We start from the raw sequence: 15,375 nt of genomic DNA, 5'->3' as shown, positions 1-15,375 counted from the left end.
CACCGGCCCGGAAGACGAGCAGGATGTTCACGTGTTGACGAGAGTCGTCACGGCGCCGAGCACCGAACCTGGGTCCGGCACCCTGGCCGCGCTTCGGGACGTCCGCACGAGGCGGGTCGTCGGCTCGGTGTTCGTCTGGGAGATCCGCGGTGTCGACGCGGAGACGGTCATCGGGGTGACGTGGAGCCGCGAGAAGGTCACACCCCTGGCCGGCACCTCGCTCGGCGAGGGCGCGGCTCTTCGGCTCGGCCGCGCCGGAGGGGTCACTGCCACGGTGGTCACGCTGAGCCCGCGCACCTCGGTCATGCTCTGGCGCGACCCGTCCGGTCGGACGTTCGGGGTCCCGGGCGGACCGGTGGAGACGGACCCGGGCGACCTCCAGGTCGCCGTCGCCCCGCGGACCGGCACCGGCCCGGGTCGGGAGAACGATCTCGCGGTCGGGTGGGTCTCGTCCGGCCTCGTGGAGCTGACCTCGACCGATCCTGCCGACGCGTTCACCGTCACCTACGGCAAGCCGGAAGGTGGCCGCACCCCCTTCGTCGCCCGGGCCACGAACCCGTCTGTCAGGGGCACGGTCACCGTCACGGGCGGCGGAGAGACCCAGACCCTGGCCGGCTGGGGTCCGCCCACCCCGTGATGGGCCATCTCTCCGGCTCCAGCGCGCGACCCTCAGCGGCCGCCCCCCCGCAACACACCGAGCAGCCGCCAACCCCTGCGGTTCCAGCCGCCGGCATCGACGAGTGCTCGGTGTGTTGCGGGGCTCAGGCGCTGCGCACGTTCCGACTCGCCTCTCGAAGCCGTCGGGCAAGGACCAGCGGTCGGGCGAGCTCCTCCCAGACGACGCGTTCGAACGGGTGGCCCAGCCGGCGCACCCGATCCTCGCGCCGCTTCTCGAGCCACACGACCTCTCCGGGCTCCACCTCGGGCCCGTCCTCCCGGTCGCGGCAGCGCTGGTACTTCAGCTTCCCGTCGAACTCCAGCACGACACCGTCGACGAGGAAGTCGACTCGGGCGACGAAGCCGAACTCGTCCCGAATGACGTGCTGGCTCTCGTGAGGGAGTCCGAAGTCCTGCAGGATCAGGCGCGTGCGCGACTCGCCGACGGACTCGGCCTTGGCATCCATCCGCAGAACCGCATCGAGAGCGCGCTGCCGTCCCTCGTGCGGCGAGACCCGCGCGACCTCGTGCAGCAGGTCGTCGAGCCGCACACGCCCGTGGTGGAGCGCGGCATCGCCGGCGACGACCGCGCACGTGGGGCCCATCGTCAGTGCCGTGCTCACGACGGCGCGGGCCACGCTCACGACGGGTAGGCCGCGAACCTGCTCGACGTGAGCCCCGTCGCGCGGCCGCACACTGACACCGGCCCTGTGGACGACTTGGCGGGCATCGCCCAGGACATCGATGCGCGCCCGGTCATGACCCCAGAGCGGAAGCCCGTGCAGGGCCAGCGCCGCGTGGTGGCTGAGGGCGTCCCCCGGCCTCGTGCGGATCACGGCCATCGCGACGAGTCGAAACCGCTCATCGGGGTCACCGGCGAGCATCGCCGCCCGGTCGACGTAGGCCGCCCGCCGGACGCGCACGATCTGGCCCGCGCGGGAGGCGCTGCGCAACGCCGTGGCGTCGATGCCGCGAGCTGCGGCCTCCGCCGCCGAGAAGGCGCCGTCCTGCGCGTCGGCCAGGGCCCGGATGCGTGCGTCCATGGCGTGATCGTCGGATCAACCGGGGCACGGCCACCACGTCCAGTGCCACGACTGTGGACGGCGTTGACCCCGCGGCGGGGGATGTGGACACCCGGCAACACACCGAGCAACCGCCGGATGGGACGGCTGCAACCGCAGCGGTTGGCGACTGCTCGGTGTGTTGCGGGGTCAGGCAGGGGGGCGGGGAGTGGTGGGTCAGGACGGGGTGGACTCGGGAGCCGGGGCGTCGTGGCCGGGCCAGTTCTTGTCAGGCACGGGGACCGGGCGGCCGGGCTGCTCGCCACCGCGCGCCTCGAGGTAGTTGTCCTTGGGCACCATGACCTTGCGGCGGAAGATGCACACGACCGTGCCGTCCTGCTTGTAGCCGATCGTCTCGACGTGCACGACGCCGCGGTCGTCCTTGGAGGTCGACTCCCACTTGTCGAGAACGGTCGTCTCGCCGTAGATCGTGTCGCCGTGGAAGGTCGGCGCGACGTGGCGCAGCGACTCGATCTCGAGGTTGGCGATGGCCTTGCCCGACACGTCCGGCACCGACATGCCGAGCAGCAGCGAGTAGACGTAGTTGCCGACGACGACGTTCTGGCCGAACTGGGTCGACCCCGCGGCGTAGTGCGTGTCGAGGTGCAGCGGGTGGTGGTTCATCGTCAGCAGGCAGAAGAGGTGGTCGTCGTACTCGGTGACCGTCTTGCCCGGCCAGTGCCGGTAGACCGCACCGACCTCGAACTCCTCGTAGCTGCGTCCGAACTGCATTGCCGCTCCTCGTCGAGAGTGATCGCCCGGCCCCGCTGGGACGAGCGGCTACCAGCCTGCCCGAGCACGCGGCATACGCCCATGGTCGTATGCCGTGTGCTTGCTCACGGTGCCCGGAGCCCGACCGCGTCGTCCGGCACGACGGGCAGGTCGCGCGTCTCGGACAGCACGGGCGCGGTGCTGCCCGTGGCCGCCGGGTCGGGGTCGGTGGGCAGGGTGGCGCCGGCAGCCGGACGCGGCCGGACGCCCTGGCTCTTGGCGACGAGCAGGCCGGCGAAGTACGTGCCGAGGGACACCCCGGCGGCGAGGCCCAGCCCGAGCCCGAACGCCTGCAGCAGCGTCGGCACGCCGACCGCGAAACCGTTGCCGTCGGGGTTCGTCACGAGCTGCGAGATGCCCTCGTAGGCCATCCGGCCGGGCAGCAGGGGCACGATCGCCGCGGTCGTGACGGCGAGCGGCGAGATGGCCAGCCGGCGCGCGACGAGCCGGGCCGCGAAGCCGATGACGAGGGCCGCGGTCGCCGAGGCCGTGACCGCCCCGAGCTGGAGGGTCCGCTCGGCCAGTGCGAGCACGACCCAGCCCGCGCCGCCCGCCAGGCCAGCGACGACCACCGCCGTCCCGGTCGCGTAGGACATGACGGCGAAGGCGACGGAGATGATGAGGGCACAGACGACCTGCACGACCACGTCGTCGCTGAGCAGCGTCTGGGAGCTGATCGCGATCGGGTAGTCCAGCCGCTTGCCGAGCGAGAGCACGACGGAGATGCCGACCGCGATGCCGAGCGAGAGCACGATGACCTCGAAGGCGCGCGCACCCGCCGTGACGTAGTAGCCCTCCAGGGCGTCCTCCGCGGCGCCGACCACCGAGAGCCCCGACAGCAGCAGCACGATCCCGGAAGCCACCACCAACGACGGCGAGACGTCGCCGACGTACGTGAGGCCGGCCGGCTGGGCCACCACGACGAGGGTCGCGACGGCTGTCGGGATCGCCGCGCCGACGCACTGGGCGAAGAAGGCGGCGACGCCGGCGCCGGTGAGCCACGTCAGGACGCGCCCGACCACGGTCGCGGTCAGGAAGCTGATCAGGATGATGAACGGGCCGGCGCCGACGAGCCCCGCGGCGCCCGCCGCCAGCGCGCCGCCCGCGACCGTGACCAGCCAACGACGGTAGGGGTGGGGCGCGGTGATGACCGAGTCGAAGCGGACCCGCGCCTCGTCGACGGGCACCGGTTCCTGGGACAGCTCCACGATGAGCCCCCGCAGGCGCTCGAGGCGGGTGTAGTCCTGCACGCGGAAGCGCACGATGCGCATGACCGTGATGGGGTCGGCGTTCGGGCCGCGGTGGTAGGAGACGGTGACCGAGGTGTAGGTGACGTCGACGTGCACCCCGCTGAGGCCGTACGCCTTCGTCAGGGTGAGCACGGTCGCAGTGACGTCCGCGGCCGCGGCGCCCGTGGCGATCATCGCGACGCCGGCTCGCATGGCCAGGTCGATGACGGCCTGAGCCGTGACCGAGTCGACCCCGTCGGGCGCCGTCCAGATCGGGATCTCGTCGGTCGGCGGCCCGCTCGGTCTCATGGCCCGCCGGGTGCTCGCCCTCAGCGAGGGCAGGCTCCGGTGGGCGGTGGTCGGCCGGGCGGTTCGGTCGGTGCGGGCCACCCCCAGACCGTATGCCACCGGGCCCGCACGCCCCCTGCGCGGGGGGCTCTGCTGCCCTCAGGTCAGCGGCACGTCCAGGGCCGAGTAGACGAGCGTCGAGACGGCGTTCACGGTCGCGCGACCGTAGGTGAACCCGTTGGGGCTCCGGGAGAGGATCGCGAGGGAGTACCAGCGGCCGTTGCCGTGGACGTATCCGAGCGAGTTGACTCGGTAGCCACCCGTGCGCGGCCCCCAGCCGTTCTTGACGGCGGTGAAGACGGACGTCGGCAGCGGTGGGTCGCAGACGCCCCAGCGCTGGCTCGCCGTGACGGTGGCCATGAGGTCGCGGGCGTAGGTCCGGCTGGCCGTCGTGAGGTAGCCGGTGGGAAGCACGATGCTGCGCAGCACGCGCACGAGGTCGGTCGGGACCGTCGTCGAGTAGCCCCACCACGAGGCGCCGTACGAGCCGGTCTGCACCGTGGTCGAGCTCATCCCGACGTCGCGGGCCACCCGGAGGATCGAGGTCCGGCCGACCTGCGCGATGAGCGAGTCGGTGGCCGCGTTGTCGCTGTAGCGGATCATCCTGCTGGCCAGCGTCCTCTGGGTCGATGTCAGGGCCACCCCGCGCTCCTGGCTGCGCCGCAGGAGGGTGACCAGCACGAGCACCTTGATCGTGCTGAGCGTCTCGTTGCGGAAGGTGTTGTAGGCCACCTCGCGTCCGGTGTGGTGGTCGTGGAGCAGCAGCCCCACGGTGCCGACCCGGCCGTGGAGGTAGTTCGTGAGCGCAGCCTTGAGGGCGGCCGGCGTGTCGATGCCCGAGGCGGTCGCGGGGCCGGCCGCCACGAGTGAGGCGGTCGGAACGGCGAGGGACGTCCCGCCGAGGAGCAGGGCGCGGCGACTGACCGTGGCTGAGGGACCCATGAGGAGAAGGTACGAGCAATCTGGTTGTGACGGTGGTGCAATGCCGTGTCACGATGTCGCGGTGATGAGTGAAGAGCAGAAGACCTCACCGAGCCGCAAGCCCCCGACGACCGACGAGTTCCGGGCGTTCGTCGCGAGCGGCTGGGCGCCACGCAGCACCGAGGTGACCCCTCGGTCCGAGGCCGCCGACCACGCCGCCCGGCGTCGCGACGCGCTGAGCGCCGCCTTCCCCGGTGAGCGCCTCGTCGTCCCTGCCGGCGGCCTCAAGGTGCGCAGCAACGACTGCGACTACGTCTTCCGGCCGCACAGCGCCTTCGCACACCTGACGGGCCTGGGCAGCGACCGCGAGCCCGATGCCGTCCTCGTCCTCGAGCCGCGCCGCCCCACCGATGGCGAGAGCGACGGAGCCGAGGGCACCGGCCACGAGGCCGTCCTCTACTTCCGCCCGCTCGCCGACCGTGACACCGAGGAGTTCTTCGGCGACTCGCGCTACGGCGAGTTCTGGGTCGGGGCCCGCCCGACCCTCGCCGACATCGAGTCCGAGCTCGGCCTCACCGCCCGCCACATCGACGAGTTCGGCGAGGCCGTCGGCAAGGACGCCGGCGACGTCACCATCCGCGTGGTGCGCGACGCCGACGCCGAGATCGCCGCAGGGGTCGACAAGGCCCGCGCCGCCGCAGCCGGGACGCAGGAGGCCGCCGAGGCCGAGACGCGCGTCGACCGCCAGCGCGAGGCCGACGAGCAGCTCGCGGCCTTCCTCTCGACGCTCCGCTTCGTCAAGGACGAGTGGGAGGTCGAGCAGATGCGGGACGCCGTCGACGGCACCCACAAGGGCTTCGACGCCGTCATCGCCGACCTGCCCGAGGCGGTCCGCCGGGGCCGCGGCGAGCGCTGGGTCGAGGGCGTCTTCGGCCTGCACGCCCGCCACCACGGCAACGGGGTCGGCTACGACTCGATCTGCGCGAGCGGCGACCACGCCAACACCCTCCACTGGATCAAGAACACCGGTGACATCAAGGACGGCGACCTGCTGCTGCTCGACGCGGGCGTCGAGGTCGACTCCCTCTTCACCGCCGACATCACCCGAACCCTGCCGGTGAGCGGCACCTTCACCGACGCGCAGCGCAGGATCTACGACGCCGTGTACGCCGCGCAGGAGGCGGGCATCGCCGCCTGCAAGCCGGGCAACAAGTTCAGCGACGTCCACGCCGCTGCCATCCGCGTCATCGCCGAGCACCTCCACGAGTGGGGCCTGCTCCCCGAGGGCGTCGACGTCGAGGGCACCCTCGACGCCGACCACGGGCAGTACCACCGCCGCTGGATGGTGCACGGCACGAGCCACCACCTCGGGATCGACGTGCACGACTGCGCGCTCGCGACCCGCGAGCAGTACTCCGACGCCGAGCTCGAGCCGGGCATGATCATCACCGTCGAGCCGGGCCTCTACTTCAAGGCCGACGACGAGCTGGTCCCCGTCGAGCTCCGCGGCAACGGCGTGCGCATCGAGGACGACGTCCTCATCACCGAGGACGGCTGCGAGAACCTCTCGGCCGCGATGCCGCGCAGCTCCTCCGAGGTCGAGCAGTGGATCGCCGGCATCTGGGCCGCTCGCGCCTGACGCCACCGCCTCCGCACCTCGAGTGCCCACTCTCCGACGTCGGAGGGTGGGCACTCGACTGTCACCCCTCGACCGCGCAGTCCCCGACGGGTCTCCCGGCGGAGTCACCCTGCTACGGCGAGGAGACCGAGCCGTTCGGGTCGGGTGCAGGGACGGGTGGGCTCCACCTCTCGACGAGGTCGACCAGCGGGGCTGCATCGTCCGCCTCGAGGTTCGAGCCGAGCACGGAGGGAGCGCACTCCGGATCGACGCCGACCCGCACGGCCGGCCCCACCGCATACGCGAGCACGAGGCCGAACCGCGCATCCGACGCCTTCCCCGACCCTTGACAGGCCCCGTCGGTGGCTCTCGTGTCGAGGGCGCGCAGGGCGGCGACCACCTGACGTGACCGGTCCGCGTCGAGGGGCGTGGGCCTGGTCGTCCCGTCGGTGGCCGACCGGCACACAGTGACGGCGGGGTCACCGGGCGGCGCGAGCGTGGTGTCGTCGCCGAGCCGTCCCCACGTGCGGGTGCCGCACGCGGCCACTCCCCGGTCGGGCTGCGGGATGTGGGCGAGCAGCTCGCGCAGCGTCACTCCCACCGGTGCGCCGGAGACGAAGTCGCCGTTGGTCGCTCGCGAGCACGCGTTGGCGTCCGCCTTGGCCGCCACCCACACGACCGCGTCGCCGTAGGCCGCGCCGACGAGGTATGCCGTCTCGTCCCCGGCCATCATGGTGCACGCACGCTCCCGCCCGTTCCACCGCGGCGCCCACGCGAGCAGGTCCACGACGTCCTGCCGCTGCGCGCGCCGGTGACCACGGTGCGCTCGTGCATCCGGAACGGCGCGGTGAGCGGCTGGGTCGAGCTCACGGCCATGACGGGGTAGCCGCAGACGACGAGGCTGCTGGGCAGCCGGTCGGGCAGCAGCCTCGCCTGACCCACCACACCCTCGGGCTTCTTCGGCACGCTCATGGCCTCGGCCGAGGCGAGGCTCGCAGGGCACGCGAGGGCGCCGTCTGCCGACACGGGTTGGCTCGCGACCGGGCGCACGGTTCCCACCGGGTCACCGCCCGGGACCCGTGACGGGGTGGTGCCGCACGCCGTCAGGGCCGCGGCACCGAGCGCCGCCACGAGCAGGGGGCGCACGGCATACGACATCGGCCTGCGGGTCTGCATCACGCACTCCTTCGCCGGGGATCCGTCACCCGGAAGGACACGTGAGCGACGGCGTTCGTTGCGTGCGCTCAGACGGCCGGCGGCGGACCAGGCTCGTCGGTGGTCGACGGCGGCGGCGCCTGGCGCGCCGGTGGCAGCGGGGGCGCTGGAGGCACCGAGGCGCTCGGCGGCGGGGTGACGGGCGCGCTTCCGAAGCCGCCGTGGCTGCCGACGTCGATGCCTGCCTGGGCGAGGATCTGGCGACCCTGCTGGGCGAACTTGTGCTCGCAGAAGACCTCGTAGCGGGTCGCGACGACCTGGCTCACCGACGAGAAGTCACGGGCGCCACGGGTGAACCCATAGCCGACGAGTGACCAGACGAGACCGAAGACGGCGCCGTAGAGGGAGGTGTAGACCAGCAGGGTGATCGGGTTGGAGGGTCGGGAGAAGAGCGAGAGGATCAGCCCCACGAAGAGCCCGAGCCACACCCCGGAGAGCAGGCCGCCGAGGGCGACCCGGCCCCACGTGAGGCGGGCCGTCACCCGCTCCATCTGCTTGAGGTCGGTGCCGACGATGAGGCAGTTCTCGACCGGGAACTGGTTGTCGGACAAGGTGTCGACGGCCTTCTGCGCGTCGATGTACTTCTCGAAGACACCCAGCGACATGGGGTACTCCAGGGACAGCGTCGCAAATCCCTGGCGTCCCCCCGGACCCTTCGGTTGCAGGCTCATGCCTCCATCCTCGCATCCCGGAACGCGCGGGCAAGGGCCGATCAGCCCTTGAGCTTGTAGTCCTCGACGAGGCGGCGGCCGATGATCATCCGCTGGATGTCCGCCGTGCCCTCGCCGATGAGGAGCATCGGGGCCTCGCGGTAGAGCCGCTCGATCTCGTACTCCTTGGAGTAGCCGTAGCCGCCGTGGATGCGGAAGCTGTCCTCGACGACCTGCGAGCAGTACTCCGACGCAAGGTACTTCGCCATGCCGGCCTCGAGGTCGTTGCGCTGGCCCGAGTCCTTCTTGCGCGCGGCCTTGACCATCATCTCGTGCGCGGCCTCGACCTTGACGGCCATGTCGGCCAGACGGAAGAGCACCGCCTGGTGGTCGACGATCTTCTTGCCGAACGTCTCGCGCTGCTGGGCGTAGGAGACGCCGAGCTCGAACGCCCTTCTCGCGACACCACATCCGCGGGCCGCGACGTTGACGCGGCCCACCTCGACGCCGTCCATCATCTGGTAGAAGCCCTTGCCCGGCTCCCCGCCGAGGATCTGCGCGTCCGTGGTGCGGTGGCCGTCGAAGATCAGCTCGGTCGTGTCGACGCCCTTGTAGCCCATCTTGTCGATCTTGCCCGGCACCGTGACGCCCTGTGCCGTCTCGCCGAAGCCGGACTCCTTGTCGATGAGGAAGGTCGTCATGTTCTTGTAGACGGAGTCGGCGCCGGTGTCGGTCTTGACGAGGACCGCGACGAGGTTGGCCGAGCCGCCGTTGGTGAGCCACATCTTCTGGCCGGTGATCGACCACTCGCCGTCGTCGCCCCGGACCGCCTTGGTCTTGATCGCGGCGACGTCCGAGCCGCAGCCCGGCTCGCTCATCGAGAAGGCGCCGCGGATCTCGCCCGTCGCCATCTTCGGCAGGTAGTGCTGCTTCTGCTCGTCGGTGCCGTGCTGCAGCACCATGTAGGCGACGATGAAGTGGGTGTTGATGATGCCGCTGACACTCATCCAGCCGCGGGCGATCTCCTCGACGCACAGGGCGTAGGTCAGCAGCGACTCGCCGAGCCCGCCGTACTCCTCGGGGATCATCAGTCCGAAGATCCCCATCTCCTTCATCCCGTCGACGATGGCCTGCGGGTACTCGTCCTTGTGCTCGAGCTCCATGGCGACCGGGATGATCTGCTCGTCGACGAACTCACGGACGAGCTTGATCAGCTCGGTCTGCTCCTCGGTGAGGCCGTCGGTCTGCTGCAGTCGGGACATGCTCGAATCGCCACCTTGCGTCTGGGCTCTCGGTCAACTGCGACCGAGTATGCCGTCGCGCCGGGCGGGCGGTCACCGCCTCGTCGTGTGAGGGTCGACACCTGTGTCGTCGGTCACCGGGTGCAGGCTCACCACGGCTGTCCGAAGCCGACCTTCTTGGACTTGACCGGGCCCTCGAGCGTCGAGCGCTGGCTGAAGTCGCCGTCCTTGAGGCCGACCGTGACGGCACGCAGCAGGTCGGCGCGCGTCGCCGCCGGCTGGTCCCGCAGGGCCTTGAGGAAGAGGTGGGTGAAGGCGCCGTTCGAGCGTCCGTCGAACGTCGCGTCCGAGGCCGTCTGGCCGGACTTGCAGGCGGCGAAGAGCACGGGCTTCGAGGCCGTCGACCGGCTCTTCGTCAGCTCGACGAGCGCCCTGCGGTCGGGGCGGCCGGTCGGCGCGAGGGTGCGCAGCGCCCGCGTCTGCTCCAGGCCCTTGCGCGTCGGCGGCGGCAGGAAGCGGGGCTTCCGGCCGAGCAGCTGGGCCTGCATGATCTCCTCGAGGTCCTTCAGGCCGGTGCCGCTGTGGCACGTGTCGAGCAGCACCTCGAGCAGGACACCCTCGGGCACCCGGGCGAAGAGGTCCCGCAGCTCGTCGTCGACGATGACCGTGTCGCGGTCCCACTGGTCGCCCTTCTGGCGGATGTCGTGGCAGGCGAAGGCCTCGTCGAGGTCGTCCGGCTCGAAGTCGCCCCCCGGCTCGTTGGGCACCTGCGTGCCGTGGCTGGAGAGGGTGAAGACGATGTGGTCGCCCGCCTTGGCCGTGTCGACGAGCTTCGTCAGCGCCGTCATGACAGCGCTCTTCGTGGCCGCGGAGTCGGTGAGCACCGTCGTGGCACGCCCGGTGAAGCCGAGGGGCCGCAAGGCCTTGGCGATGTCGTTGGCGTCGTTGACGCAGCCGTTCAGCCAGCTCGTCTGCGGCAGCGACTCGAACTCGTTGATCCCCACGCACAAAGCCCTGCGTGCCATGGTGGTTCCTTCCTTCTCCTGACCCGTCAGCGTGGCGGGTTCGACTGGGGCGTATGCCGTCTCACACCGTCTCGAGGACGGCGTCGGGTCTCGCGTACACGACGTAGGCGAGCCAGGTCGGGTCGTCCGCGTCCCGGGCCGCGGCACGAGCGAGGGCACTCGCGCGTGACATCGGGGTGCCCTTGATCAGCTCCTCGTAGAGAGTCTCGACGAAGACCCGAGCCGGCTCCTCCTGCACCGACCACAGGCAGGAGACGAAGGCCGAGGCGCCGGCGTCGAGGAACGCCTTGGCGAAGCCTCCGACTGTCGTGAAGAGCTCGCCGGAGCGGCCGGTCTGGCAGGCGTTGAGGACGACGAGCGGGCCGACGCGGTCGGGCCCGGTCCAGTCGAGGTTCGCGGAGACGTCGGTGGCGCTGAGGTACTGCTCGCTCACCGTCGAGCCGCGCCGCCGGCCCTTGAGCAGCACCTTCGCCTCGGCGATGTCATCGGATCGGGCCGCTCCGTGGCCCGAGAAGTGGAGCAGGTCGAAGCCGCCGCCCCGCAGGAGCCGCTCGACACCCGACGGGGTGGCCGTGACGGCCTTGGCCCCGAACCGGTCCTTGAGGTAGTCCGCCTCGGCCAGGCCGACGTCGTTCTTGAACATCGGGTTGGCGTAGACCGGGCAGATGGAGCGTGCGTGGCCCCGCCGCACGCGTACGTGCTGGGGAGGGAAGCTTCCGAGCTGCCAGCGCACGAGGCCCCCGGTGGCGAGGAAGCGAGGAGTGGTCCCGCGCTTGCCCCGGGGCGGCTTGAGGTGCACGAGCTCCCACGGCACGAACGGCTCGTCCGTGTAGACGATGAGGTCGTGCACGAGGTCCCGGTGCTCCCAGAGGTAGGCCTGCATGTCCTCCGGGAAGAACTGCTCGAAGAGCAGGGTCCCGGTGTTCTGCAGCTGCGACATCCGCCGGCGTGGCGTCAGGTCGGGGTCCTTGATGACGCGCTCGACCTCGGCGATGCGGTCGCGCACGAAGTCGTCGCGACCCGTGATCGGCGCCGACTCGAAGAGCTGTTCCGGCTCGCCGGGCACGAGCCGGAGCGCGTAGCTGTAGACCCGCTCGCCCGTGACGCGTCGACCCTCGACGATGTCGAGGCACGGCAGCCCGTCGAGCTGTGGCGCGTCGATGCCCGTGTGCACGGCCGCTGTGACGGCTGCGGGCACGGCCGCGGCGGCCGCAGCCGCGGTGGCCTCGAGGGTGACCGTGGCGACGGGCACCCAGCCCTGACGCAGCACGACCGACACGCGCACCGGTCCGGCGGCGAGAGCACGCACCCGGAAGGTCACCTCGCTGGCCCAGTCCCCGGTGGGCAGGCCGAAGACCTTGGCGCCGGTCTCGAGGACCTCGACGTTGTCCTTGGCGTAGACCTGCACGCTGACCGGACGCTCCGCATCGACGTTGACGGTCTGCGCCACGTGGACGGTCCCCTCGGTCGGCGCGAGCTGCTGCCTGGCGAGGCGGACGCGCACGGTGGCCTCCGAGCCTGGGCTCACCGTGGACGGCATCTCGGCGGCGAGCTCGGCCGCGGTGGCGGCCTTCTCGGTCGTCTCCGTCGTCGCTCGCCTCGCCCGGGGTTTCGTCCCCGTCACGGGCGGTCGTGCCCGCGTCGTCGGCGGTCGGGCTGCCGTGGTGGGCGGTGGCACGACGGGCCGTGGCGCGGGCGGTGGTGGTGGAGGCTCCTGTCCCTCGGCCATGTCCAGACCCCGGCCCTGCTCGCCGTACGCGTCGAGGACGGGTCCCGCGGTCATCCAGTCGGGCAGGTTGGCCTCGTCGTCGGACGCCCCCAGCCCGAGCGGCAGCCACTGCGAGATCGCCCCGATGACCGACAGCTGCGAGAAGTAGTTGACGTGGTGGACGACGTCGTTGGTGCCGAGCGCGAAGGTGTCGCGGACGAAGCCGCCTGCCGGCAGGCCGATGGCCGACATCGAGTCCGTGTCGACGACGAGGTCGTTGCGTCCGTGGAAGATCCCGTCGACGAAGCCCTCGGCGAGCTTGACCGCCAGCTCGCGGGGGAACTCGGGCGGGTTGTGGTGGTCGTCGAAGAGCGAGACGTGGAAGTCGGACGTCACGACGTGCCAGTTGGTCCCGGGTCGGGGCTGGCCCGGCTGGTCGGAGTTGAGGGTCGTGACGAACGGTCCGTCGGGGGTCATGGCGGCCAGGCCCGGCACGCCGTGGTCGCTCGCGGCATACGACACGAGGTACTTCACGAGCGCGCCCACGCCACGGACGACGCTGCCCACGATCGCCGCGAAGGGGGCGCCGCCGGGCACGAGCGAGAGGCCGGCCGCGGTCACCATGACGAGGTTGGTGTAGAGGTCGACGAGGTCGTGCCAGCGCTCCGGGTCCGCGAGGTGGGTGCCGCCGTTGGTGGAGGCGACGAAGACGATCGAGTCGACGCTGATGCGCAGGCCCGAGCCCGGCAGCACCGACTCGACGAAGGACCGGGTGACCAGCCCGCCGCGACTGTGGGTGACGACGTCGACGACGATCTCACCGTCGTGCGGCTCGAGGAGCGCGAGCAGGTCGCGCGCGTTGCGCTCCGGGTCGACGCTGAGGGTGCGGTGGTCGAAGCCGAGCACTGCGTCGTACGCCGACACGAGCGTGTCGACGAACCCCTCCGCCCCGGGCACGAGGGTGAGGGCCCCGAACGCACCGGCGGTCGACGAGAAGGTGCCGTGGACGAGGAGCAGCACGCGAGCGGGCCGATCGGTGGGCAGCCCGACCTCCGCGAGGGTCTCGACGGGCCGCCAGTCGTCGAGCGTCCCACCGGCGACGTGGACCAGCCCGGTGCGCACGCCCGACTCGAGGTGCTCGACGACCTTGTCGACGACCGTGCCCACGAGTGCGCCGACGACCGGGGCGGCGAAGCGCAGCACGATGGCCTGCAGCGCACCGTGGGCGATGTCACCGAGAAGTCCCCGGTCGGTCCCCGGAGCCGGGACACCCAGCGAGCGATCCTGCCGCCGTGGGCGGTTCGGGCGTTCGGGCTGGACCGTCAGCACGAACGAGACCGTGCGCGGCCCGAGGTCGACCGACCGGGTGCGCTCCCCTGCCCCGACGGGCAGGTGCCACGAGTAGAGGCCGTCGCGCTCGAGCAGCACGACGGCGTCCTCACCGGCGGGCACGTCGACGTCGAGGGCGACCGTGCCGCGGCGGTTGCTCGCTGCCCGACCGTCGAGATCGCGACCACGCTGTGGTGTCAGGTCGATCCGGTCGACGACGGCGAAGTCACTGGTGCGCAGTGCCTCGACCAGCGCCGCCCGCTCCGCCGCTCGTCGTCCGCCGGCCGGGAGGTCCCGGTCCGTGCGTTCCGACGCCGCCGACGCGTCGTAGCCCCGGGGCGCGCGCACGCGCACCGCTCCCCCGCCGAAGGACGCGGACGGCATACCTGGGCTCCCTCCGAGACGACCTCGAGACGTGCACCTCTTCGTCACCGTAGAGCGGCGAGCGACCCCGTTGATACGGATTGCGGCAAACGACCCCAGCGTCCGCCGATAATTCCCTTGCGCCGACCGCGCGCCGTGCGTCACTCTCGTGGCGACCGCGACGGAAGACGACCGACGCACCGGACCCAAGGAGGGTGACATGTCGATCACGGCCCCGGGCATGCCTGCCCACATTTCTTCCTCTTCCTTGGAGTTCTCTTGTCTTTCAACGCATTTCACGACGATGACCTCGAGGTCGTCGAGTCCCGGCTGACGAGCCGGACGGCCCTCGGCCTCGAGGACGAGCAGTACGCGGTCGACACCGACCCCGACGGCCCACCCGAGGGTGAGCGCTGGTCGAGCTGGGACGGTGCCACCCACGGTCCGAAGCCGCGGCCCGACTGGGTCATCACCGACCTCGGCGCGGTCGAGGCCGACCTCGGGGTGCTCAAGACCGGCAAGGAGGCCGACGTCCACCTGGTTCGCCGGTGGGTGCCGGGCTCACCCGACCGGGACGTGCTCATGGCCGGCAAGCGCTACCGGTCGAGCAAGCACCGCATGTTCCACCGCGACTCGGGCTATCTCGAGGGCCGGCGCGTGCGGAAGTCGCGCGAGATGCGGGCCATGCGCACCCGCACCTCGTTCGGCAAGGAGCTGATCAGCGGGCTCTGGGCGTTCGCGGAGTTCCAGACGCTCGTGCGCCTCTGGGACGAGGGCCTGCCCGTGCCCTACCCGGTGCAGATGACCGACGACGAGATGCTGATGGAGTTCATCGGCACCTCGGACGGGCAGGCTGCGCCACGCCTCGCGCAGGTGCGACCGGACGCGGACCTGCTGCCCGTGCTCTTCGATCAGCTGCGCGAGGCGATGCTCCGGCTCGCCGAGCTGGGCTGGGCGCACGGGGACCTCTCGCCCTACAACGTGCTCCTCGAGGGCGAGGGGGACCAGGCCCGGCTCGTCCTCATCGACTGGCCGCAGATCGTCGACGTCATCGGCAACCCGCACGGCCCGGAGTTCCTCGAGCGCGACACCCACAACATGTGTGACTGGTTCGCCCGTCGTGGGTACGCGGTCGACGAGGGAATGCTCTTCGGTGACCTCATGGCGGCGGCGACGTCGCGCTGGTGAGGAGGCTCATCGTCCCGAAGGGCCCACAGGTCAGATGGAGGCCACCCGTTC

At 71.4% G+C, this 15,375-nt stretch carries 13 protein-coding genes; 3 read left to right on the top strand and 10 right to left on the bottom strand.

Translation table 11 applies throughout. From position 1 onward, the window contains the following. The first annotated feature begins 31 nt into the window (after positions 1–31). Positions 32–637: a hypothetical protein gene (locus ABD831_RS06300; RefSeq protein WP_344943206.1), complete on the top strand. Its 606-nt coding sequence runs from the start codon at positions 32–34 to the stop codon at positions 635–637. Positions 638–761: 124 nt separating this feature from the next. On the opposite strand, the gene ABD831_RS06295 is transcribed toward ABD831_RS06300, so the two are convergent. The 4 genes from ABD831_RS06295 to ABD831_RS06280 form a co-directional block, all read right to left on the bottom strand. Next, entirely contained in the window at positions 762–1,700 is a 939-nt protein-coding gene (locus tag ABD831_RS06295) for a type IV toxin-antitoxin system AbiEi family antitoxin domain-containing protein (protein WP_344943203.1), read from the bottom strand. Positions 1,701–1,895: 195 nt separating this feature from the next. Continuing rightward, positions 1,896–2,450, bottom strand: coding sequence for a MaoC family dehydratase (locus ABD831_RS06290; protein WP_344943200.1), 555 nt, complete (start codon positions 2,448–2,450; stop codon positions 1,896–1,898). A gap of 104 nt (positions 2,451–2,554) precedes the next feature. Then, positions 2,555–4,108 (bottom strand): threonine/serine exporter family protein, encoded by a 1,554-nt coding sequence (locus tag ABD831_RS06285; RefSeq protein WP_344943197.1) that lies wholly within the window; start codon positions 4,106–4,108, stop codon positions 2,555–2,557. A gap of 57 nt (positions 4,109–4,165) precedes the next feature. Next, entirely contained in the window at positions 4,166–5,008 is an 843-nt protein-coding gene (locus ABD831_RS06280; RefSeq protein WP_344943194.1) for a serine hydrolase, read from the bottom strand. Positions 5,009–5,072: 64 nt separating this feature from the next. Here ABD831_RS06280 and ABD831_RS06275 point away from each other — a divergent pair, with 64 nt between their 5' ends. Continuing rightward, complete coding sequence (locus tag ABD831_RS06275) at positions 5,073–6,626, top strand: aminopeptidase P family protein (protein WP_344943191.1); 1,554 nt, start codon at positions 5,073–5,075, stop codon at positions 6,624–6,626. Positions 6,627–6,738: 112 nt separating this feature from the next. On the opposite strand, the gene ABD831_RS06270 is transcribed toward ABD831_RS06275, so the two are convergent. From ABD831_RS06270 to ABD831_RS06245, 6 genes are all read right to left on the bottom strand, one after another. Beyond that, positions 6,739–7,338 (bottom strand): hypothetical protein, encoded by a 600-nt coding sequence (locus tag ABD831_RS06270; RefSeq protein ID WP_344943188.1) that lies wholly within the window; start codon positions 7,336–7,338, stop codon positions 6,739–6,741. Next, positions 7,335–7,781 (bottom strand): hypothetical protein, encoded by a 447-nt coding sequence (locus tag ABD831_RS06265; protein ID WP_344943185.1) that lies wholly within the window; start codon positions 7,779–7,781, stop codon positions 7,335–7,337. The genes ABD831_RS06270 and ABD831_RS06265 overlap by 4 nt, the downstream gene beginning before the upstream one ends. A 68-nt stretch (positions 7,782–7,849) precedes the next feature. Then, a complete protein-coding gene (locus ABD831_RS06260; RefSeq protein WP_344943182.1) occupies positions 7,850–8,491 on the bottom strand; it encodes a YflT domain-containing protein in 642 nt (213 codons plus the stop codon). Between the two features lie 41 nt (positions 8,492–8,532). Then, the gene (locus ABD831_RS06255) at positions 8,533–9,732 is read right to left on the bottom strand and encodes an acyl-CoA dehydrogenase family protein (RefSeq protein ID WP_344943179.1); all 1,200 of its coding nucleotides are present in this window, start codon (positions 9,730–9,732) and stop codon (positions 8,533–8,535) included. Positions 9,733–9,860: 128 nt separating this feature from the next. Next, a complete protein-coding gene (locus ABD831_RS06250) occupies positions 9,861–10,736 on the bottom strand; it encodes a caspase family protein (RefSeq protein ID WP_344943176.1) in 876 nt (291 codons plus the stop codon). Positions 10,737–10,797: 61 nt separating this feature from the next. Beyond that, positions 10,798–14,157, bottom strand: coding sequence for a CHAT domain-containing protein (locus ABD831_RS06245; RefSeq protein WP_344943173.1), 3,360 nt, complete (start codon positions 14,155–14,157; stop codon positions 10,798–10,800). A gap of 258 nt (positions 14,158–14,415) precedes the next feature. On the opposite strand from ABD831_RS06245, the gene ABD831_RS06240 reads away from it, so the two are divergent. Further along, positions 14,416–15,324: a serine protein kinase RIO gene (locus ABD831_RS06240; RefSeq protein ID WP_344943170.1), complete on the top strand. Its 909-nt coding sequence runs from the start codon at positions 14,416–14,418 to the stop codon at positions 15,322–15,324. The last annotated feature ends 51 nt before the right edge of the window (positions 15,325–15,375 follow it).

Source organism: Terrabacter ginsenosidimutans, assembly GCF_039539425.1.
Lineage (GTDB): Bacteria > Actinomycetota > Actinomycetes > Actinomycetales > Dermatophilaceae > Terrabacter > Terrabacter ginsenosidimutans.
The sequence above is the reverse complement of the archived record's forward strand: the minus strand, read 5'-3'. Positions and strand labels throughout refer to the sequence as shown.